At 64.0% G+C, this 16,427-nt stretch carries 14 protein-coding genes and 1 riboswitch; of the genes, 10 read left to right on the forward strand and 4 right to left on the reverse strand.

From position 1 onward, the window contains the following. Positions 1-459: 459 nt before the first annotated feature. Positions 460-1,635, reverse strand: coding sequence for an HlyD family efflux transporter periplasmic adaptor subunit (locus OVA12_RS06465; protein WP_268135551.1), 1,176 nt, complete (start codon positions 1,633-1,635; stop codon positions 460-462). A gap of 93 nt (positions 1,636-1,728) precedes the next feature. On the opposite strand from OVA12_RS06465, the gene OVA12_RS06470 reads away from it, so the two are divergent. Together OVA12_RS06470 and OVA12_RS06475 are read left to right on the forward strand one after the other, a co-directional pair. Further along, positions 1,729-2,379 carry a TetR/AcrR family transcriptional regulator gene (locus tag OVA12_RS06470; RefSeq protein ID WP_268135553.1) on the forward strand — a complete coding sequence of 217 codons (651 nt, stop codon included), beginning with the start codon at positions 1,729-1,731 and terminating at the stop codon, positions 2,377-2,379. A gap of 125 nt (positions 2,380-2,504) precedes the next feature. Then, positions 2,505-4,808: a xanthine dehydrogenase family protein molybdopterin-binding subunit gene (locus OVA12_RS06475; RefSeq protein WP_268135555.1), complete on the forward strand. Its 2,304-nt coding sequence runs from the start codon at positions 2,505-2,507 to the stop codon at positions 4,806-4,808. Positions 4,809-4,889: 81 nt separating this feature from the next. On the opposite strand, the gene OVA12_RS06480 is transcribed toward OVA12_RS06475, so the two are convergent. After that, a complete protein-coding gene (locus OVA12_RS06480; RefSeq protein WP_268135557.1) occupies positions 4,890-5,891 on the reverse strand; it encodes a putative transporter in 1,002 nt (333 codons plus the stop codon). 352 nt (positions 5,892-6,243) lie between these two features. On the opposite strand from OVA12_RS06480, the gene OVA12_RS06485 reads away from it, so the two are divergent. Continuing rightward, positions 6,244-7,281 carry a DMT family transporter gene (locus OVA12_RS06485; protein ID WP_268135559.1) on the forward strand — a complete coding sequence of 346 codons (1,038 nt, stop codon included), beginning with the start codon at positions 6,244-6,246 and terminating at the stop codon, positions 7,279-7,281. Between the two features lie 55 nt (positions 7,282-7,336). Here OVA12_RS06485 and OVA12_RS06490 read toward each other — a convergent pair whose 3' ends face one another. Next, positions 7,337-7,573, reverse strand: coding sequence for an Lrp/AsnC ligand binding domain-containing protein (locus OVA12_RS06490; RefSeq protein WP_106752999.1), 237 nt, complete (start codon positions 7,571-7,573; stop codon positions 7,337-7,339). A gap of 124 nt (positions 7,574-7,697) precedes the next feature. Then, positions 7,698-7,801, forward strand: a riboswitch (TPP riboswitch). 104 nt (positions 7,802-7,905) lie between these two features. On the opposite strand from OVA12_RS06490, the gene OVA12_RS06495 reads away from it, so the two are divergent. From OVA12_RS06495 to OVA12_RS06505, 3 genes are read left to right on the forward strand one after another with little or no spacing between them, the layout of a single operon-like run. Next, entirely contained in the window at positions 7,906-8,658 is a 753-nt protein-coding gene (locus tag OVA12_RS06495) for a hydroxyethylthiazole kinase (RefSeq protein WP_268135563.1), read from the forward strand. Between the two features lie 37 nt (positions 8,659-8,695). Then, positions 8,696-9,508 (forward strand): bifunctional hydroxymethylpyrimidine kinase/phosphomethylpyrimidine kinase, encoded by an 813-nt coding sequence (thiD, locus tag OVA12_RS06500; protein WP_268135566.1) that lies wholly within the window; start codon positions 8,696-8,698, stop codon positions 9,506-9,508. After that, a complete protein-coding gene (locus OVA12_RS06505; protein ID WP_268135568.1) occupies positions 9,505-10,611 on the forward strand; it encodes a TRAP transporter substrate-binding protein in 1,107 nt (368 codons plus the stop codon). Before thiD ends, OVA12_RS06505 begins: the two co-directional genes overlap by 4 nt. Positions 10,612-10,659: 48 nt before the next feature. Here OVA12_RS06505 and OVA12_RS06510 read toward each other — a convergent pair whose 3' ends face one another. After that, entirely contained in the window at positions 10,660-11,505 is an 846-nt protein-coding gene (locus OVA12_RS06510) for a fumarylacetoacetate hydrolase family protein (RefSeq protein ID WP_268135570.1), read from the reverse strand. Between the two features lie 448 nt (positions 11,506-11,953). Between OVA12_RS06510 and OVA12_RS06515 the strand changes: the two genes are divergently transcribed. From OVA12_RS06515 to OVA12_RS06530, 4 genes are all read left to right on the forward strand, one after another. After that, positions 11,954-13,264 carry an OmpP1/FadL family transporter gene (locus OVA12_RS06515; protein WP_268135573.1) on the forward strand — a complete coding sequence of 437 codons (1,311 nt, stop codon included), beginning with the start codon at positions 11,954-11,956 and terminating at the stop codon, positions 13,262-13,264. A gap of 230 nt (positions 13,265-13,494) precedes the next feature. Then, positions 13,495-14,298 (forward strand): UDP-2,3-diacylglucosamine diphosphatase, encoded by an 804-nt coding sequence (locus OVA12_RS06520; RefSeq protein ID WP_268135574.1) that lies wholly within the window; start codon positions 13,495-13,497, stop codon positions 14,296-14,298. After that, positions 14,295-15,356 (forward strand): glycosyltransferase family 4 protein, encoded by a 1,062-nt coding sequence (locus tag OVA12_RS06525; RefSeq protein ID WP_268135576.1) that lies wholly within the window; start codon positions 14,295-14,297, stop codon positions 15,354-15,356. Before OVA12_RS06520 ends, OVA12_RS06525 begins: the two co-directional genes overlap by 4 nt. Positions 15,357-15,431: 75 nt before the next feature. Beyond that, positions 15,432-16,409 (forward strand): threonine ammonia-lyase, encoded by a 978-nt coding sequence (locus OVA12_RS06530; RefSeq protein ID WP_268135578.1) that lies wholly within the window; start codon positions 15,432-15,434, stop codon positions 16,407-16,409. The last annotated feature ends 18 nt before the right edge of the window (positions 16,410-16,427 follow it).

Below are 16,427 nucleotides of genomic sequence, written 5' to 3' on the forward strand. Positions count from 1 at the left end.
CGGGGACGGACAACGCCGTCAGCTGGGCATTCAGCTCCTGTGACCGGAATGGCCGCGTTGCCGGGTCAAAGCCAAACACCTGCAAGGAAATCGACTGCCCCGGAGCCAGATCCCAGTCCAGCTTGCCTACATACCAGGCGTGTCCGCCCTCTATGTCGGGCCGTGCCAGAGCCTCGTACAGCCGCTGGCGGGGAAGATAGCTGCCGTCTGTCAGGGTGTTGGCGTCTGCGGCCGTCAGGAAGATGTCGGCGTCCAGCAGGCGGTAGGGCATCCGGATTGTCTCCAGCAAGGCCCCGAAAAAGCCGAGCTGCATAAAGACCAGAATGTTGGCGAAGGCCACGCCGCCAACTGCGGCGATCAGGCGCGTCCTGTTGTGCGTCAGCTGCAGCCAGCCGATCGGCAGCCGTCCCAGCAGAAGCGTCAGGACGCGCGCAATGATCGGCTTGCGCGTCGCCGTCATCATTGGCCACCTTGCGTGGTCTGGTTTCCGGACGCGTGCCCGGAGGCGATCCGCGCCAGCGCCTGCAGTCCGATCAGGCGGCCGGCAAGGACTGTGGACGGGCCGTCCAGCGTGATGTCGACTTCAATCACCCGGGCGTCGGTGTTGGCGGCGGGGTTCTTGTCGATGATGCTCTGGCGCTGCACCTGCAGTCCGATGCGTGACACCGTGCCTTGCAGCTCGTGCGAGAGGGCGGAGGACTGAAGCGTCGCTTTCGCACCCAGGACCACTGACGCAATGCTGGTTTCATAGATCTCCGCGCGGCCAATCATGTGGGACGTATCGGCCAGCTCCAGAATGCCGCTGCCGGATGGCTTTTCGCCCGCACGGGCATGGATGGCGATGATCGTGCCGTTGATCGGGGCGCGAATGTAGGCCTGCTCCAGATCCTGCCGGCTCGCATCGAGCTGGCGTTCGGCCTGGTCGAGGTTGCTGAGCGCAAGCCGGATGTCGCCCTGTTCCAGCACCGAGGCGGGGAGGCCTTCGCCAGTGACATAGCGTGACAGAGTGGCACTGGCCGCTTCCACGCGCTGGCGGGCCTGGCTGGCCGTTGCCTCGGCCTGGTCCAATGCGGCCTTGGCAACGAAGTTGCGATTGAAGAGACTGCGGGTGCGCTCCAGTTCCTGGTCTGCGACCAGCGCTGCCGCTTCCTCGCGGGCGAGTGCAGCGCGGGCCTCGCCGATGCTCGCCTGATTGCGGTCGCGCGCCAGATCCAGCTCGGCCTTGCGCACATTGACGGTTGCTTCTGCCAGCCGGACGGCGTGCTGCAGCCGTCCCTCATTGTCGAGCCGGGCGAGAACGTCGCCGGCCTTGACCTGATCCCCAAGCTCCACGTCCAGAACGGCAATTCGCGCGTCTGTCGAGCCGGAGGGCAGGGCGAGGGTGCGGATCTCGCTTGCGGGCAATAGTGTGGCAAGACCAATGGCGGCATCCCGTGGCGCCGGCCGCACCACTATGGGGCTGGCCGCAATCGGAGCACTCAGCAGCCGCTGCCGAGCCACATAGCCGCCAGCCGCCACCAGCCCGATCAGCGCAACGCCAACCACCAGACGGCCCCAAAGTCCGCGTCGGCGCGAGGGCTGGGCGGGATGCACGGGCGCAGGCTGCGTGCTCGCGACATGAGGCTGGCTGTCCATTGTGTTCCCTGTCGGTTCGGGACATCTTGAGGGAGATCTTTTTAATGACCCATGAGTCATTAATATCGTTATAACCGCGACGAGGCAACTGGCATGATCGACGACGCAGCGGCGGGAACCGCACCACCGAAGCCGAGACAACGCCGCAGGGAACAGCGGCCGGGCGAAATCATCGCCGCAGGTTTTGCGGAGTTTGCGGCGAATGGCTTTGAAGGCACGCGGCTGGAGGACGTTGCGGCGCGGGCCGGGGTCGTCAAGGGAACGATCTATCGCTACTTCGACAGCAAGGAGGCGCTGTTCGAGGCCGTCGTCCGCTCCCGCCTGACAAGCAATCTCGACGCGATCGGCATGGCGATTTCAAGCTACCCGGGCAGTGCTACGGCCTTGCTGGAGCACATGATCGGGCAGCTTTATGAGCTGGTTCTGAAGTCGGAGGCACATGTGCTGATGCGCATCCTGATTGCCGAGGGACCACGGTTTCCCGGCATCACCGAATTCTATCACCGCGAGGTCATCAGCAAGGGTACGGCGCTGATCGGTGCTGTGGTCCGTCTGGGCGTGGAGCGCGGCGAGTTTCGCGATGGGCCGTTGGCCCGCCTGCCGATGGTTCTCTTTGCCCCGGGACTGATGGCGGCGATCTGGCAGCTGACCTTTGCGCGGCACCAACCCATTGATCTGGACGCGTTCAAGGCGGCCCATGTCGATCTGGTGCTGAACGGACTGAAGCTGAACGAAAGCGCGTGAGACAGGTGATGCCTGGCAGGGGTGGTCGGGGCGGCATCCGCGCGCTATTCTTTCCGCAATGCAAGACAAGCCTGCGGCTTCTTCCCCCGTCGCCGGCTTCCCCCAAAGCTTGAGGCCGCCTCCAGATGAACGACATGACGCCGAAGAAGTTCGGAATCGGGGCACCGATCCGGCGCAAGGAAGACGCGACCCTGATCACCGGGCGCGGCCGCTACACCGACGATTTCGCGCCCGAGGGCGTGCTGCAGGCCTTCGTGCTGCGCTCGGCCATGGCCCATGCCACGATCAAGCTGGACGGGCTCGACGCCGCCCGGGCCGCGCCCGGCATCCATCTGGTGCTGACCGCCGCCGATCTCGGTACGATGAAGCCGATGCCGACCAAAGCCGTGATGCGGCAGGTCGATGGCACCACGCACAAGGTGCCTGAGCGGCCTGTCCTGTGCTCAGACACCGTCCGCCATGTGGGCGACGCCATCGCCTTCATCGTCGCCGACAGCGTCAATGCCGCGAAATCCGCTGCGGAGCTGATCGAGGTGGACTACACGCCGCTGGATGTGGTGGTGGACATCGAGGCGGCACTGCAGGATGACGCACCGCTCGTCTGGCCCGAGTTCGGCACCAACCGCGCCTTCACGCTCGGCCATGGTGATGCCGCAAAGACGGGAACGGCCTTTGCCTCGGCCGCACATGTGTCGCAGATCAAGCTGCACAACAACCGGCTTGTGGCCAACTACATGGAGCCGCGCGCCTGCGTTGCCGAATTTGATCCGGCGAGCGGACGCTACACGCTGACCGCCGGCACCCAGGGCGGCCACGGCATGCGCGACATCATCGCCCGCGACATCCTCGGCATCGAACCTTCGCAGCTGCGCATTGTCACGCCCGAGGTCGGCGGCGGCTTCGGCACCAAGATGTTCGTCTACCGCGAGTATCCGCTCTGCCTGTTTGCGGCCGAGAAACTGCGCCGGCCGGTGAAGTGGACCGGGGAGCGCATGGACCACTTCGTCACCGATGCCCATGGCCGCGACAACGTGACGACGGCGGAGCTGGCACTCGACGCAAACGGCAAGATCCTCGGCCTGCGCATTCATGTGCTGGCGGCGATGGGGGCGTATCTGCACCAGTTCGGGCCGTTCATTCCCCTTGTCGGCACGTCCATGTCGACCGGGCTCTACGACATCCCCGCGCTGCATGTGACGGCGACGGGCGTTTATGCGCATACGGTGCCGACCGATGCCTATCGCGGCGCCGGACGACCGGAGGCGGCCTATCTGATCGAGCGGCTCATCGAGCAGGCTGCCCTGGATCTGGGCCTTGCCTGCGACGAGATCCGCCGCCGCAACTTCATCCCGAAGGAGGCGCTGCCCTATCGCACGCCGACGGGACGCCTCTACGACACGGGTGACTTCACCGCCCACATGGACAAGGCGTTGCAGGTGGCCGACTGGGCCGGCTTTGCCGCGCGCAAGGCCGACAGCGCCGCCCGTGGCAAGTTCCGCGGCATCGGCATGTGCTGCTACATCGAGGCTTGCGCCTTCCCGGGCGGGGAGGAAGCGACCGTCGAGCTGAATGGCAACGGCACGGTGACGCTTTTGATCGGCACGCAGACCAACGGCCAGGGCCATGCCACCTCCTATGCCCAGGTCATCGCCGAGGAACTCGGTCTCGACATGGACCGGATCGAGGTCATCCAGGGCGACACTGACCGGGTGCGCAAGGGCGGGGGCACAGGCGGCTCGCGCTCCATTCCGCTGGGGCTGCCGTCCGTGCTGAAGGCGTCGAAGAGCCTCGTGCAGAAGATCAAGGACCAGGCGGCCGAGAAGCTGGAGGCCGGGCCGGAGGATCTGGAGCTGGTCGATGGCACCGTGCGGGTCGTCGGCACGGACAGGATGGTGACGCTGGCCGAGATCGCCGCCGGTGCGCCCGAGCCGCTTGCCGGTCAGGAGGAAGTCAAGCAGGTCGAGGCGACCTATCCGAACGGGACGCATGTCTGCGAGCTGGAGGTGGACCCGGAGACGGGCGACATCACCATCACCAACTACACCATCGTTGACGATTTCGGCGTCACGGTGAACCCGATCCTGCTCGCCGGCCAGGTAATCGGCGGCACGGCCCAAGCTATCAGCCAGGCGCTGTGCGAAGAGACCGTCTACGATGCCGACGGCCAGCTGCTGACGGCCTCGCTGCTCGACTACCGGCTGATCCGCGCTGCCGACCTGCCGGACATCCATTTCGAGACCAACAACATCCCCTCCACCACCAATGCGCTGGGCATCAAGGGCGCCGGGGAGGCGGGCACCATCGGCGGCTGCGCCTCCGTGATGAATGCGCTGCAGATGGCGCTGCGCGAGGGCGCGGGCGTGCAGCACATCGACATGCCAGCCACGCCGCAGAAGGTGTGGCAGGCGATCCAGGCGGCGCGGGGCTGACGGGCAGCACGCACAGGCGCGGGAGCTGAGACGGGCAGAGCCCGTCGCAGCTCCCTTGTGCTCAGGGGCCCGTCTTGCGTGTCATGCCGCGGCGACGGGGGCTGCGGCCTTGGCCAGCCGGATACGTTCCTCGAAGGCGGCGAGGCGCTTGTAGATCGAGATCAGCTCGATGATGGTCGACCACGAGTTGACCAGGAACTGGAACGAGCTCTCGACCCGGTCGAAGGCCCGGGTGATCTGCTGCATCACGCCCAGCGTGATCGTGCCGCTGACAACCGTCGGCCCGAGCGCGATGTAGGGCACCAGCACGGTGGCCTGCAGATAGCTCCACTTGGCGACATCGAAGTAGAGGTAGTGGAAGAACAGCCGGAAGTAATTTTTCCGGACCTGCGCGAACAGTTCGACCACCGTCTGCGGCGACGCGCGGTCTGCATTGTCCTCGCCATAGACCAGTTCCTTGCGGTAGGCCGCCTCTACCTTCTGGTTCTGGAATTCCAGCCCCGGCAGTTTGACGCCGACAACGGCCAGAAGCACCGTGCCGAAGGCGGCCGACAGCAGCGCGACGAAGACCATCGAATGGGGCACCGGCCCGATCCAGGGCAGCTCGGTCACCTTTTCGGACAGGCCCCACAGCAGCGGTATGAAGGCAGCGAGAGTCATCAGCGAGCGCATGAACAGGACGCCGAGGCCCTCCATGATGCGCGCGAACCGCATCGTGTCCTCCTGCACGCGCTGAGCCGCGCCCTCGACATCACGCACGAGGTGCCAGTTGGCCATGTAGAAATCGTTCATCGCATGACGCCAGCGGAAGATGAAATGGCGGACGAAGAATTCCAGCACCACGGCGATGACGATGTAGAGGCCCGCGATCCGCAGGAAGGTCGACATCTCGCCCAGATAGCTTTCGAGGGTCACGGCTCCGGGCGTGCCAAGCGCCTTCTGGACCATGTCGAAGAAGCTGCCGAACCATTCGTTGATCTGGACATCGAGCTGGACCTTGTACCAGGTCACCGACAGGATCAGCGCTGACCCCAGCCAGGCCCAGAAAAACCACTGCCTGCTCATGAAAAAGGATCTGAACATGACGAAACCCTCCTGACGTTGCAAAAGGGTAGGGGGAGAATCGCGTCATGTTCATCATGACTTTCTGTGATCGGGGCGAGTTATCCCGTAAAATTGCAGCGGATTTACTCTGACCGACCTGCAGGACCGGCATGTGTTGCCGACGTGCTTCCGCTGCTGGACCCGCACCGCGTGCGAAAGCCGTCGTTGCCTCCGCCTTGGCCTTTCCATTGCCACTTTTTGCGGTTCAAACCGGGGAATGCTGGTATGACCAGTCGGGCCAACGCGGGGAATCGCGGCGCTGACTGGGCGCCGTTCTGCGCCAGCTTTCTCCGGACAGCCCATCATTCACCGGACAGGAAGGACGTATACGATGGCGTTGAGAGACGCTGGAGAGCCGCCGGCCCCGCAGGGAGAGCCTGACCACGGCAACCAGGTGGCCGCTTTAGCTTCGGTTATCGACCGGACGGAGCACAAGCCTCTCCTCGGCATCGGCCTGAAGGTTGCGTCCACGCTTGTTTTTTCGATCATGGTGGTCGCGCTCAAGATCGCAGCCGAGCGGGTGCCGATCGGACAGGTTGTGTTCGCTCGCAACTTCTTCGGCATTGTTCCGGTTCTGGTCATCCTGCTCTGGCGACGTGAACTGGTTTCGGCAATGCACACCCGCCAGCCGCTCGGGCATATCGGGCGCGCGACCGTGGGCATGCTGGCCATGGCCTGTTCCTTCACCGCGCTGAGATACTTGCCTCTGCCCGATGCCACGGCGATCGGTTTTGCCTCGCCGCTGTTTACCGTCGTTCTGGCTTTCCTGTTCCTGGGTGAAACGGTCCGCGTCTACCGCTGGAGTGCGGTGGCTGTCGGATTCGCCGGGATCATGATCATCCTGTCGCCGCACATGGGCGGATTGCAGATCACGGAAGCGACCTGGTTTGGCGCCCTTGCGGCTGCCGTCGGGGCGCTGTTCTCCGGCATGGCGATGATTTTCGTGCGCAAGCTGTGCGAGACCGAGCGGACATCCACGATTGTTCTCTGGTTCTCGGCCAGCGCATCGCTGATGGCATTGCTGACGATCCCGGCTGGCTGGTTTGATCCTGCCTATGCCTGGGTGCTGCCGGACTGGGAGACCGCAGGGCTCCTGATCTTCGTCGGGCTCGCCGGCGGGGTTGGGCAGATCATCATGACCGAGTCCTACCGCTATGCCGACGCCTCGACGATTGCCCCGTTCGATTACACCAACATGATCTGGGCAGTGCTGCTGGGCTGGATGTTCTTTGCCGAGGTTCCGGTCTGGCAGGTCATCGTCGGCTCGCTCATCGTGACGGCCGCAGGTCTTTTCGTGATGTTCCGCGAACGGCAGCTTGGCCGCGACGACACACGGGCGCGCAAGGCCGGAGGGCCAATGCGGCCGTGATGGCGTCCTCCGGCGGCGTTCTTGCGCGGTTGTTCCGTAAAGGTCGGGCCTGCGCTCAGAAGGCCTTGAAGGTGATGATGGTGCGCGTGTCGCGAATGCCATCGAGGCAGTGCAGCTTCTGGTTCACGAAGTGGCCGATGTCCTCGCCGTCTTCGATGTAGACCTTCACCAGGAGGTCATAGTCGCCGCTGGTCGAGTAGATTTCCGAGGCAATCTCGGCATCGGCAATCGCGTTGGCCACCTTGTAGGTGTCGCCCAGGTTGCACTTGATCATGATGAAAAACGGCTTCATGGCGGCTCCTCGCGGGGCAGCTTCCGGATGCTGCCCTGTGACAGGTGGAATGGCCGATCGGCGCGGCCGCGTCAACACATGCCATCGCCTCTTGCATTGCGCCGCCGCTCTTGTTAGCTGTCTTCCCGTCTCATGGGGGTGCCCGATATCCGGGCTGAGAGGCATCGTGCCAACTCCTTGAACCTGATCCGGGTCGTGCCGGCGGAGGGATTTGGGATGACAGGCCAGACGTATTCGGCCGCGCCTTCGATGCGCTGCCAGATGAATTCCTCGACATTGCTGCTGCCCTTCGCTGAGCATCCGCGCGCCTTTCATCTATTTGGAGAGGCGGCATGAACGCTGCGATCGATCACTCACGTGAGGCGCTTTCGGACGCCATGGCCGGCGTCCTGGAGCGTTTGCGCCAGCGGGCTCCGCGCGTCCATTGCCTGACCAACGCCGTTGCCCAGGCCTTCACCGCCAACGTGCTTCTGGCACTCGGGGCCATCCCTTCGATGACGCTGGCAGCCGAGGAAGTCCCGGCCTTTGCGGCAAGTGCCGATGCCTTGCTGCTCAATCTGGGCACGCTGGATGACACACGCCGCACCGCCTTTGCCCTCGGGCTGGAGGTCGCCGAACGGGACGGCAAACCGTGGGTGCTCGATCCAGTCTTCGTTGACCGCTCGCCGCCCCGTCTGGCACTGGCCGGGGACCTGCTTTTGCGGAGCCCAACCCTGCTCAAGGTCAACGCCGGCGAACTTGCGGCGATGGGCGGGGCGGATCGGCTGGGTGCCAGTTCCTATGCCGTGACAGGGGCCGTCGACGTCGTGTCCTGCGGCGGCCGCCAGCTCCGTCTTGCCAATGGCGATCCGATGATGGGCCGCGTGACGGCCACGGGCTGTGCAGCTGGTGCCGTGCTGGGGGCCTGCCTGGCGGTGGAGCCTGATCCGCTGCTGGCAGCCGCGAGCGGTCTCAGCTTTGTGGCGATTGCAGGGGAGCTGGCTGCGCGTGAGGCGAGGGGACCGGGCAGCTTCGTGCCCGCGTTCCTCGATGCGCTCTACGGCCTCGACGCCAGAACCCTCGCGGCGCAGCTGCGTCTCGCCTGACTGACTTTTCCTGTCTCCTCAAACCTGGGGCATCCCGATGACAGCAATTGCCTTGACCATTGCGGGCTCGGATTCCGGCGGCGGTGCCGGCATTCAGGCCGATCTCAAGACCTTTTCGGCGCTCGGCGTCTACGGCGCCAGTGTTCTGACCGCTTTGACGGCGCAGAACACCCACGGCGTCACCGCGATTCATGATGTGCCGCCGCAGTTCGTTCGGGCGCAGATGGATGCGGTGCTGGAGGATCTGTCGGTCGATGCGATCAAGATCGGCATGCTGTCCCGTCCGGACGTCATCCTCGCCGTTGCGGCCGGGCTTGATGCCTACAAGCCGCGTCCGGTGGTTCTCGACCCCGTGATGGTGGCGGCGTCCGGTGATCCGCTGCTGGTGCCTGAGGCGGTGCAGGTGATCATCGCGGAGCTGCTGCCACGGGCGTCGCTCATCACGCCCAATCTTCCCGAGGCCGCGCGCATGCTCGGCGCTCCCGCAGCCATCAGCCGCGATGACATGCGGATCCAGGCTGGAGCACTGCTCGGCCTTGGCGCCCGCGCAGTTCTGCTCAAGGGCGGTCATGGCGAAGGTCCGGAGAGCGAGGATCTGCTGCTGACCGCTGAGGGCAGCGAGAACTGGTTTTCGGCGCCGCGTCACACCACACGCAACACCCACGGCACGGGCTGCACCCTGTCGTCGGCCATCACGGCAGGACTGGCCCGCGGGCTCGCGCTGCCGGATGCCGTTGCCGCAGCCAAGGCCTATGTGACCGCGGCCATTCGTGCCGCCGATCATCTTGCAATCGGCACCGGACATGGACCGGTGCACCATTTCCACGCCGTCTGGGAGACTGCTGAATGACTCGTGATCTGACACTGTCCCGCCGCAAGGCGCTTGGCCTTGGTCTGGCTGGCGCTGCAGGCACGCTTTCCGGCACGCTTGCGGCGCCCGCACTCGCCCAGGGGCTTGCTACCATCGAATGGAAGATGGTGACATCCTGGCAGAAGAACCTGCCAGGTCCGGGCGTGACAGCACAGCGCATTTGCGACCAGATCGGCAGGCTGTCGGGTGGCCGCATGCGGGTGCAACTGGCCGCTGCCGGCGAGCTGGTGCCAGCGCTCGGCGTGCTTGATGCTGTCTCCTCCGGCACGGCACAGATGGGGCACACCGCATCGTTCTTCTGGCAGGGCAAGATGCCGGCCGCCGTGTTCTTCACCGCCATCCCCTTTGGCCTGACACCGCTCGAACACATGACGTGGATCGAACAGGGGGGCGGTCAGGCGCTGTGGGATGAGCTTTATGCTCCCTTCGGCATCAAACCGGTAATGGCCGGCAACACCGGCGTGCAGATGGGCGGCTGGTTCAAGCGTGAGATCACGTCGCTGAATGATCTGGCTGGCCTCAAGATCCGCATGCCGGGACTGGGCGGTGAAGTGCTGCGGCGGCTTGGCGCAACTCCGGTGGCGCTGCCGCCTGGCGAGATTTTCCAGGCACTCCAGTCCGGCGTGATTGATGCGACCGAGTTTCTGGGGCCATGGAGTGACCAGGCCATGGGCTTCCAGAAGGTGGCGAAATACTACTACGCCCCTGGGTTCCACGAGCCGAACGGAACCGGCGAGGCCCTGTTCAACAAGGTGGCGCTTGACGGTCTGCCGGAAGATCTTCGCGCGATCGTGCTTGAGGCCTGCCGCGCGGAAAACGCGTTGGCTCTGACCGAAAGCGAGTGGATGAACGCCGGCTCACTCGCCACCCTGCAGCAGAAGGATGGCGTTGAGGTGCGTTTCTATCCCGATGACGTGCTGGCTGGCCTGCGCAAGGAAAGCGAAGCGGTGCTTGCCGGCTTTGCCGACAAGGATCCGCTGTCGGCGAAGATCCTTGAAAGCTATCAGGCCGCAGTCGCGCGGCTCGCGCCTTGGAGCCGAGTCTCGGTTCAGCGCTTCCTGTCGGCGCGCGACGGCGCCTGAGTGATGCCAGGTGAGGGCAGGCGCTTGGCAGCGCCTGCCTTCGTCAGCTCAGGCATCAGCGACAACGGTCTGGCGCTGCGTGCCCAGTCCGGAAATGCCAAGCTGCATCACGTCGCCAGCCTTCAGGTAGACTGGTGGCTTCTTGCCCATGCCGACGCCGGGAGGCGTGCCCGTGGTGATGACGTCGCCGGGTTCCAGCACCATCTTGTGCGACAGGAAATGCACCAGGGTGGCGACGGGGAAGATCATCGTCCGGGTGCTGCCGGTCTGCACGCGTGTGCCGTTGAGATCGAGATACAGATCAAGCGCCTGCGGGTCCGGAACCTCGTCCGAGGTCACAATCCACGGGCCGAGCGGGCCGAAGGTCGGGGCGCTCTTGCCCTTGATCCATTGGCCGGTCCCCTCGATCTGCCAGGCCCGTTCCGAAACGTCGTTGCAAATCATGTAGCCAGCAACATGCGAAAGGGCATCCGCCTCGCTGACCTGCCAGGCCCGGGTGCCGATCACGAAGGCCAGTTCAACCTCCCAGTCGAGCTTCGTTGAACCTTTGGGGATGATGACGGCGTCGTCTGGACCACAGATGCAGCTGGGTGCCTTGGAGAACACCACCGGCTCGGCCGGCACGGGCATTCCGGATTCGGCCGCATGATCGGCGTAGTTCAATCCGATGGCGATGAAGTGTCCGGGGCGGCGGATCGGTGACCCGAACCGGACTTCCCCCTCGACGCGCGGCAGGCTGTCGAGGTCCAGCGCCGACAGGCGGGCGAGGCTGGCAGCACTCCAGGCATCGGCATCCAGGTCCAACATATGTGCACTGAGGTCACGCACGCTGCCATCGGCCGCGATGATGCCCGGACGTTCTGCGCCGGCTGGTCCGAATCGACAAAGCTTCATAACTGCATCTCCCTGGTCAGGAACGGGCATTTTCGCTCCGCGCCCCTCGTGGCGGCGATTGTCGACGCAGCGCCCGTTTGCGCAAGGCCACCGCCTGTGTTTTTCGACCACTCTGCCCGCTTGCAAGATGTTGCAGTTTGGCAACGCGGTTGGTGAAAATATGTCGGTTCTGTGTCTGGTTGAATTTGCCTAAAAAGTAGGCATTCACGCGTAGTCGTTCTTGCGGGCTGCCGGAATGGCCGTCCAGAAGTGGAAATTGACGTTATCGGAAGGGGTGACGTTGCGATACTCGGTTAAGTTCAGGTCATTTTTGCACTGCAACATGCAAATCCGATGCGCTGCCTCGCTGATTTTCGCAATTGCACTTGGCGCGGGTTTTATTGATCCTGTTTTCAATAGTGAAAGCTAGGCAGGGCTGACACGAATGTTTTTGGGAGGGAACTTCGATATGAACCGTGCATTGAAGGCTGCTGCACTTTGCGGCTCGGCGCTGAGCCTGATCGCGGTGGCTACCCAGGCACAGGCCGGTGGCTTCGCATTGCGCGAACAGAGCGCCTACTACCAGGGCATGTCCTTCGCCGGTAATGGCACCACCGGCCCGAGCATTTCCTCGATCTTCTGGAACCCGGCGACCATCACCGGCGCTGGCGACGGCATCACCTTTGAATCGCACAGCTCGTTCATTGTCCCGAACGCGGATCTGGACGCGACCTTCACCAAGGGCGCTATTCCGTGGATCGGCTCCGGCTCCGGCAAGACGGGCGACATCGGGTCCGACGCCTGGATCCCGGCGAGCTACAACGCCTACAAGATCAACGACGACCTCTTCGTCGGCATGTCGATTACCGCGCCGTTTGGTCTTGCCACCAAGCCGAACCCGAACTGGGCTGGCAAGTGGTACAACCGTTCGTCCGAAGTGTTCTCGGTCAACTTCAACCCGACCGTGGGCTACAAGATCAACGACATGATCTCCGTTGGTGCCGGCATTCAGATCCAGTACCTGCAGGTCCGCCTGAAATCCGCATTCCCGCTGTCGTCCTCTGCCCAGACCGCAGAGGTCAAGGGTGACGACATCGGCTTCGGCTTCAACGCCGGTGTGACCATCAAGCCGACTGACGGCACCGAGTTCGGTCTCGGCTTCCGCTCCGCCGTGTCGCACAAGCTGGATGGCGAATACATTCAGCCGGCAGGCGTCTCCCTGCCGTCCGGCACCCCGTTCGCGGCCTCCACGACCGGCATCACCGCATCCACGATGACCCCGGAAATGCTGACCTTCTCGGTCAAGCAGCGCGTGACCGATGCGTTCCGGGTTGCCGGTACGGTCGAGTGGACGAACTGGAGCCGTCTGGGCACGATCCACACCAAGCCGAAGTCCGGCTCGATGGCGACGCCGGATCTGAAGTTCAACTACAACGACGGCTGGTTCTTCGCCCTCGGTGGTGAATATGACTACAATGAGAAGCTGACGCTGCGCGCCGGCCTCGCCTACGAACTGTCGCCGATTGACGAGAAGATCCGCTCTGCGCGTCTTCCGGACAACAACCGGTACTGGCTGTCGGCGGGCCTGAGCTACAAGGTCATGGAGAACATGTCTCTCGACCTCGGCTACACGCACATCATTCCCGAGAGCACCAAGATCAACATCGGCCCCGGCCATCAGGACTACAACCCGGCCGTCGGCCGTCTGACCGCGAATGTTGACAGCAACGTCAACATCTTCACGGCGGCCTTCCGGTATCGCTGGGGCGGCAAGCTCTGAGACTGAAGTCCTTCGGGATCATGAGAAGGCCGGCGTACCACGCCGGCCTTTTTCTATTGCCGGGCCGTCATGCCCGGACGGCCAGTGTTAAGTATGTTGTCATAATGGCTTGCTGAATTGAGCCGGGAAGCTGCCAAGTGCGGCGGGAAACCGCCACTTCCGCAGATGTGTCATATTCCTGATACCTGAATCGCGTCTAAGGATCCCGACTTTGACGTGGAGTGCGGGCGATGACAGCGCGACAGGAAGCGCGGCACTATCGGGCCTTGTTCATTTCCGATGTTCATCTTGGTACCCGGGGTTGCCAGGCTGATCTCTTGCTTGATTTTCTCAAGTACAATGACGCCGAAACCATCTACCTCGTTGGCGATATCGTCGACGGCTGGCGGCTGAAGCGTGCCTGGCACTGGCCTCAGGCGCACAACGACGTGATCCAGAAGATCCTGCGCAAGGCCCGCAAGGGCGCCCGGATCTTTTACATCCCGGGCAATCACGACGAGTTTCTGCGCGATTTCCTTGGCACGCATTTCGGCGGCGTCGAGGTTGCCGACAGTGTCGTGCATACGTCAGCGGATGGCCGGCAGTATCTCGTCATCCATGGCGACCAGTTTGACGTGGTGATCCGCCATGCCAAGTGGCTGGCCTTCTTCGGTGACAAGGCCTATGTCGCTGCGCTTGGGTTGAACACGACCCTGAACTTCCTGCGCCGGCGGCTCGGCCTGACCTACTGGTCGCTCTCGGCCTGGGCAAAGCTCAAGGTGAAGAACGCGGTCAGCTTCATCGGGCGTTTCGAGGAAGCGTTGTCGGACGAAGCGCGCCGCCAGGGCACTCATGGCGTCATCTGCGGCCACATCCACCACGCTGCAAGCCACATGACGCATGGCATCCATTACATCAATACCGGTGACTGGGTTGAGAGCTGCACGGCTGTTGCCGAGCATCATGACGGAACCTTCGAGGTGATCCGATGGGTGGAACACGCGAAGCCGGAAACCCTGGACGAGGCGGCGCAGGAGCAGCCCGTCGCGGCATGACCTCCGTTCTCATCGTGACGGATGCATGGCATCCGCAGGTCAATGGTGTGGTGCGCTCGCTGGAGCGAACGGCTGAAGAGCTGCAGCGCATGGGTGTGCGCGTCGAGTTCCTGACGCCACAGCTGTTCCGCACCCTGCCGTGCCCGACCTATCCGGAGATCCGCCTGTCGCTGACAACGCGCGGGCGGGTGGCGCGGATCATGCGTCAGTTCAGCTGCGACCATCTGCACATCGCCACTGAGGGGCCGCTCGGCATTCTGGCGCGCAGTGTCGCCTTGAAGGCTGGCCAGGTCTTTACCACCAGCTACCACACGCGCTTCCCGGAGTATCTCTCCGCCCGCCTGCCGGTCCCGCTGGACTGGACTTACGCCTGGCTGCGCCGGTTCCATAACGCCGGACAAGGCTGCATGGTGGCGACGCGTTCGCTTGAGGACGATCTGACCGCGCGGGGCTTTACCCATCTGATGCGCTGGTCGCGTGGTGTCGATGACACGATGTTCCAGCCGTCCAGCGACTCCGTCCTGCCGGCGGATCTGCCGCGTCCGATCTTCATGAATGTCGGCCGTGTTGCGGTCGAGAAGAACATCACGGCATTCCTCGATCTGGATTTGCCGGGAACGAAAGTCGTGGTTGGAGAGGGGCCACAGCTTGAGTCGCTCCGCAAGGCCTACCCGGACGTGGTCTTTACGGGGGCGAAATTCGGCGCCGACCTCGCGCGCCATTACGCGGCTGCGGATGTGTTCGTGTTTCCCTCCCTGACCGATACGTTCGGCAATGTGCTTCTCGAGGCGCTGGCCTGCGGCGTGCCCGTTGCGGCCTATCCGGTCATGGGGCCGCTGGATGTCATCGGCGAGAGCGGTGCCGGCGTTCTCTCGAACGATCTGCGAGAGGCAGCGCTGGCCGCGTTGGATATCCCGCGGGACTTCTGCCGCAAGGTCGCGCAGGGCTACTCCTGGGCGAACAGCTCGCGGCAGTTCCTTGAGAATGCCGAACGGGCGCATGAGATCGGCAAGGGCAGGCAAGCTGCCGCTGCAGCCGTGGCATCAGCTGCAGAGTAGCCCAGAGTAGCCTGTTCGCCTTGTTCCTTTCTTCCGGTGCTGATACGCCCTTGGGGTGGCCTTGGAGGAACAGACATGACAGATGCACCGAGTTTGGCGACCATCCTTGCGGCTCAGAAGCGCCTTGCTGGCCACGCCGTGGTCACCCCGTTGCTGCGGTTTCCTGTTCTTGATGCTGTGGTCGGGCGTCCGGTGCTGGTGAAGCCGGAAACGCTGCAACGCACGGGGTCCTTCAAGTTTCGCGGCGCCTTCAACCGGGTGTCGATGATCCCGGTTGAGGATCGGGCGCGGGGCGTTGTGGCCTGTTCGTCCGGCAACCACGCTCAGGGCGTCGCGGAAGCCTCCCGCATCCTTGGGCTCAAAGCCACGATCATCATGCCGGAAGATGCGCCTGCCATAAAGCTGCAGCGGACGCGTGCGCTTGGGGCCGACGTCATCACCTATCGCCGCGGCGTGGACAACCGCGATGAGATCGCGGCGGGTATCTGCGAGCGCACGGGAGCGACCTTCGTGCATCCTTACGAGGATGCTGGCGTGATCTCCGGCCAGGGAACGGTCGGGCTGGAGATTGCCGCCCAGGCAAAGGCGCTTGGCATGGTTCCGGACGTGATCGTCGCCTGTACGGGCGGCGGCGGGCTCACCAGCGGCATTGCGCTCGGGGTCGGGCAGGACGCGCCGGACGCCCTTGTCTGCACATGCGAACCTGAGGGCTTCGATGACTATGCCCGCTCGCTGGCAAGCGGGACGCGCCAGGGCAATGCCGCCGCCAGCGGGTCGATCTGCGATGCCATCCTGACAGACCGCCCCGGCGAAACCGCCTTCGGCATCCTGAGTGACCGCAAGGCACAAGGGCTCGTGGTGACGGACCGCGAGGCGCTCGCCGCCGTGGCCTTTGCCTTTACCGAGCTGAAGCTCGTCGTGGAACCAGGTGGCGCTGTCGCGCTCGCCGCGCTGCTCTCCGGCAAGGTGCCGGGCGGAACAGGGCCTGTTGCCATTGTCCTGTCGGGTGGAAATGTCGATCCGGCGATGATGCAGCGCGCGCTCCAGGGCTAGCGCAGCGCAATCCGCGGG

Source organism: Pannonibacter sp. SL95, from assembly GCF_026672425.1.
Lineage (GTDB): Bacteria > Pseudomonadota > Alphaproteobacteria > Rhizobiales > Stappiaceae > Pannonibacter.

Bases quoted from the DNA above. Each gene is read 5' to 3' on its own strand.
- OVA12_RS06510 (WP_268135570.1), bottom strand. From the start codon at position 11,505: ATGAAGCTTTGTCGATTCGGACCAGCCGGCGCAGAACGTCCGGGCATC.
- OVA12_RS06485 (WP_268135559.1), top strand. From the start codon at position 6,244: ATGGCGTTGAGAGACGCTGGAGAGCCGCCGGCCCCGCAGGGAGAGCCT.
- thiD (WP_268135566.1), top strand. From the start codon at position 8,696: ATGACAGCAATTGCCTTGACCATTGCGGGCTCGGATTCCGGCGGCGGT.
- OVA12_RS06515 (WP_268135573.1), top strand. From the start codon at position 11,954: ATGAACCGTGCATTGAAGGCTGCTGCACTTTGCGGCTCGGCGCTGAGC.
- OVA12_RS06470 (WP_268135553.1), top strand. From the start codon at position 1,729: ATGATCGACGACGCAGCGGCGGGAACCGCACCACCGAAGCCGAGACAA.
- OVA12_RS06495 (WP_268135563.1), top strand. From the start codon at position 7,906: ATGAACGCTGCGATCGATCACTCACGTGAGGCGCTTTCGGACGCCATG.
- OVA12_RS06490 (WP_106752999.1), bottom strand. From the start codon at position 7,573: ATGAAGCCGTTTTTCATCATGATCAAGTGCAACCTGGGCGACACCTAC.
- OVA12_RS06505 (WP_268135568.1), top strand. From the start codon at position 9,505: ATGACTCGTGATCTGACACTGTCCCGCCGCAAGGCGCTTGGCCTTGGT.
- OVA12_RS06465 (WP_268135551.1), bottom strand. From the start codon at position 1,635: ATGGACAGCCAGCCTCATGTCGCGAGCACGCAGCCTGCGCCCGTGCAT.
- OVA12_RS06530 (WP_268135578.1), top strand. From the start codon at position 15,432: ATGACAGATGCACCGAGTTTGGCGACCATCCTTGCGGCTCAGAAGCGC.
- OVA12_RS06475 (WP_268135555.1), top strand. From the start codon at position 2,505: ATGAACGACATGACGCCGAAGAAGTTCGGAATCGGGGCACCGATCCGG.
- OVA12_RS06520 (WP_268135574.1), top strand. From the start codon at position 13,495: ATGACAGCGCGACAGGAAGCGCGGCACTATCGGGCCTTGTTCATTTCC.
- OVA12_RS06525 (WP_268135576.1), top strand. From the start codon at position 14,295: ATGACCTCCGTTCTCATCGTGACGGATGCATGGCATCCGCAGGTCAAT.
- OVA12_RS06480 (WP_268135557.1), bottom strand. From the start codon at position 5,891: ATGTTCAGATCCTTTTTCATGAGCAGGCAGTGGTTTTTCTGGGCCTGG.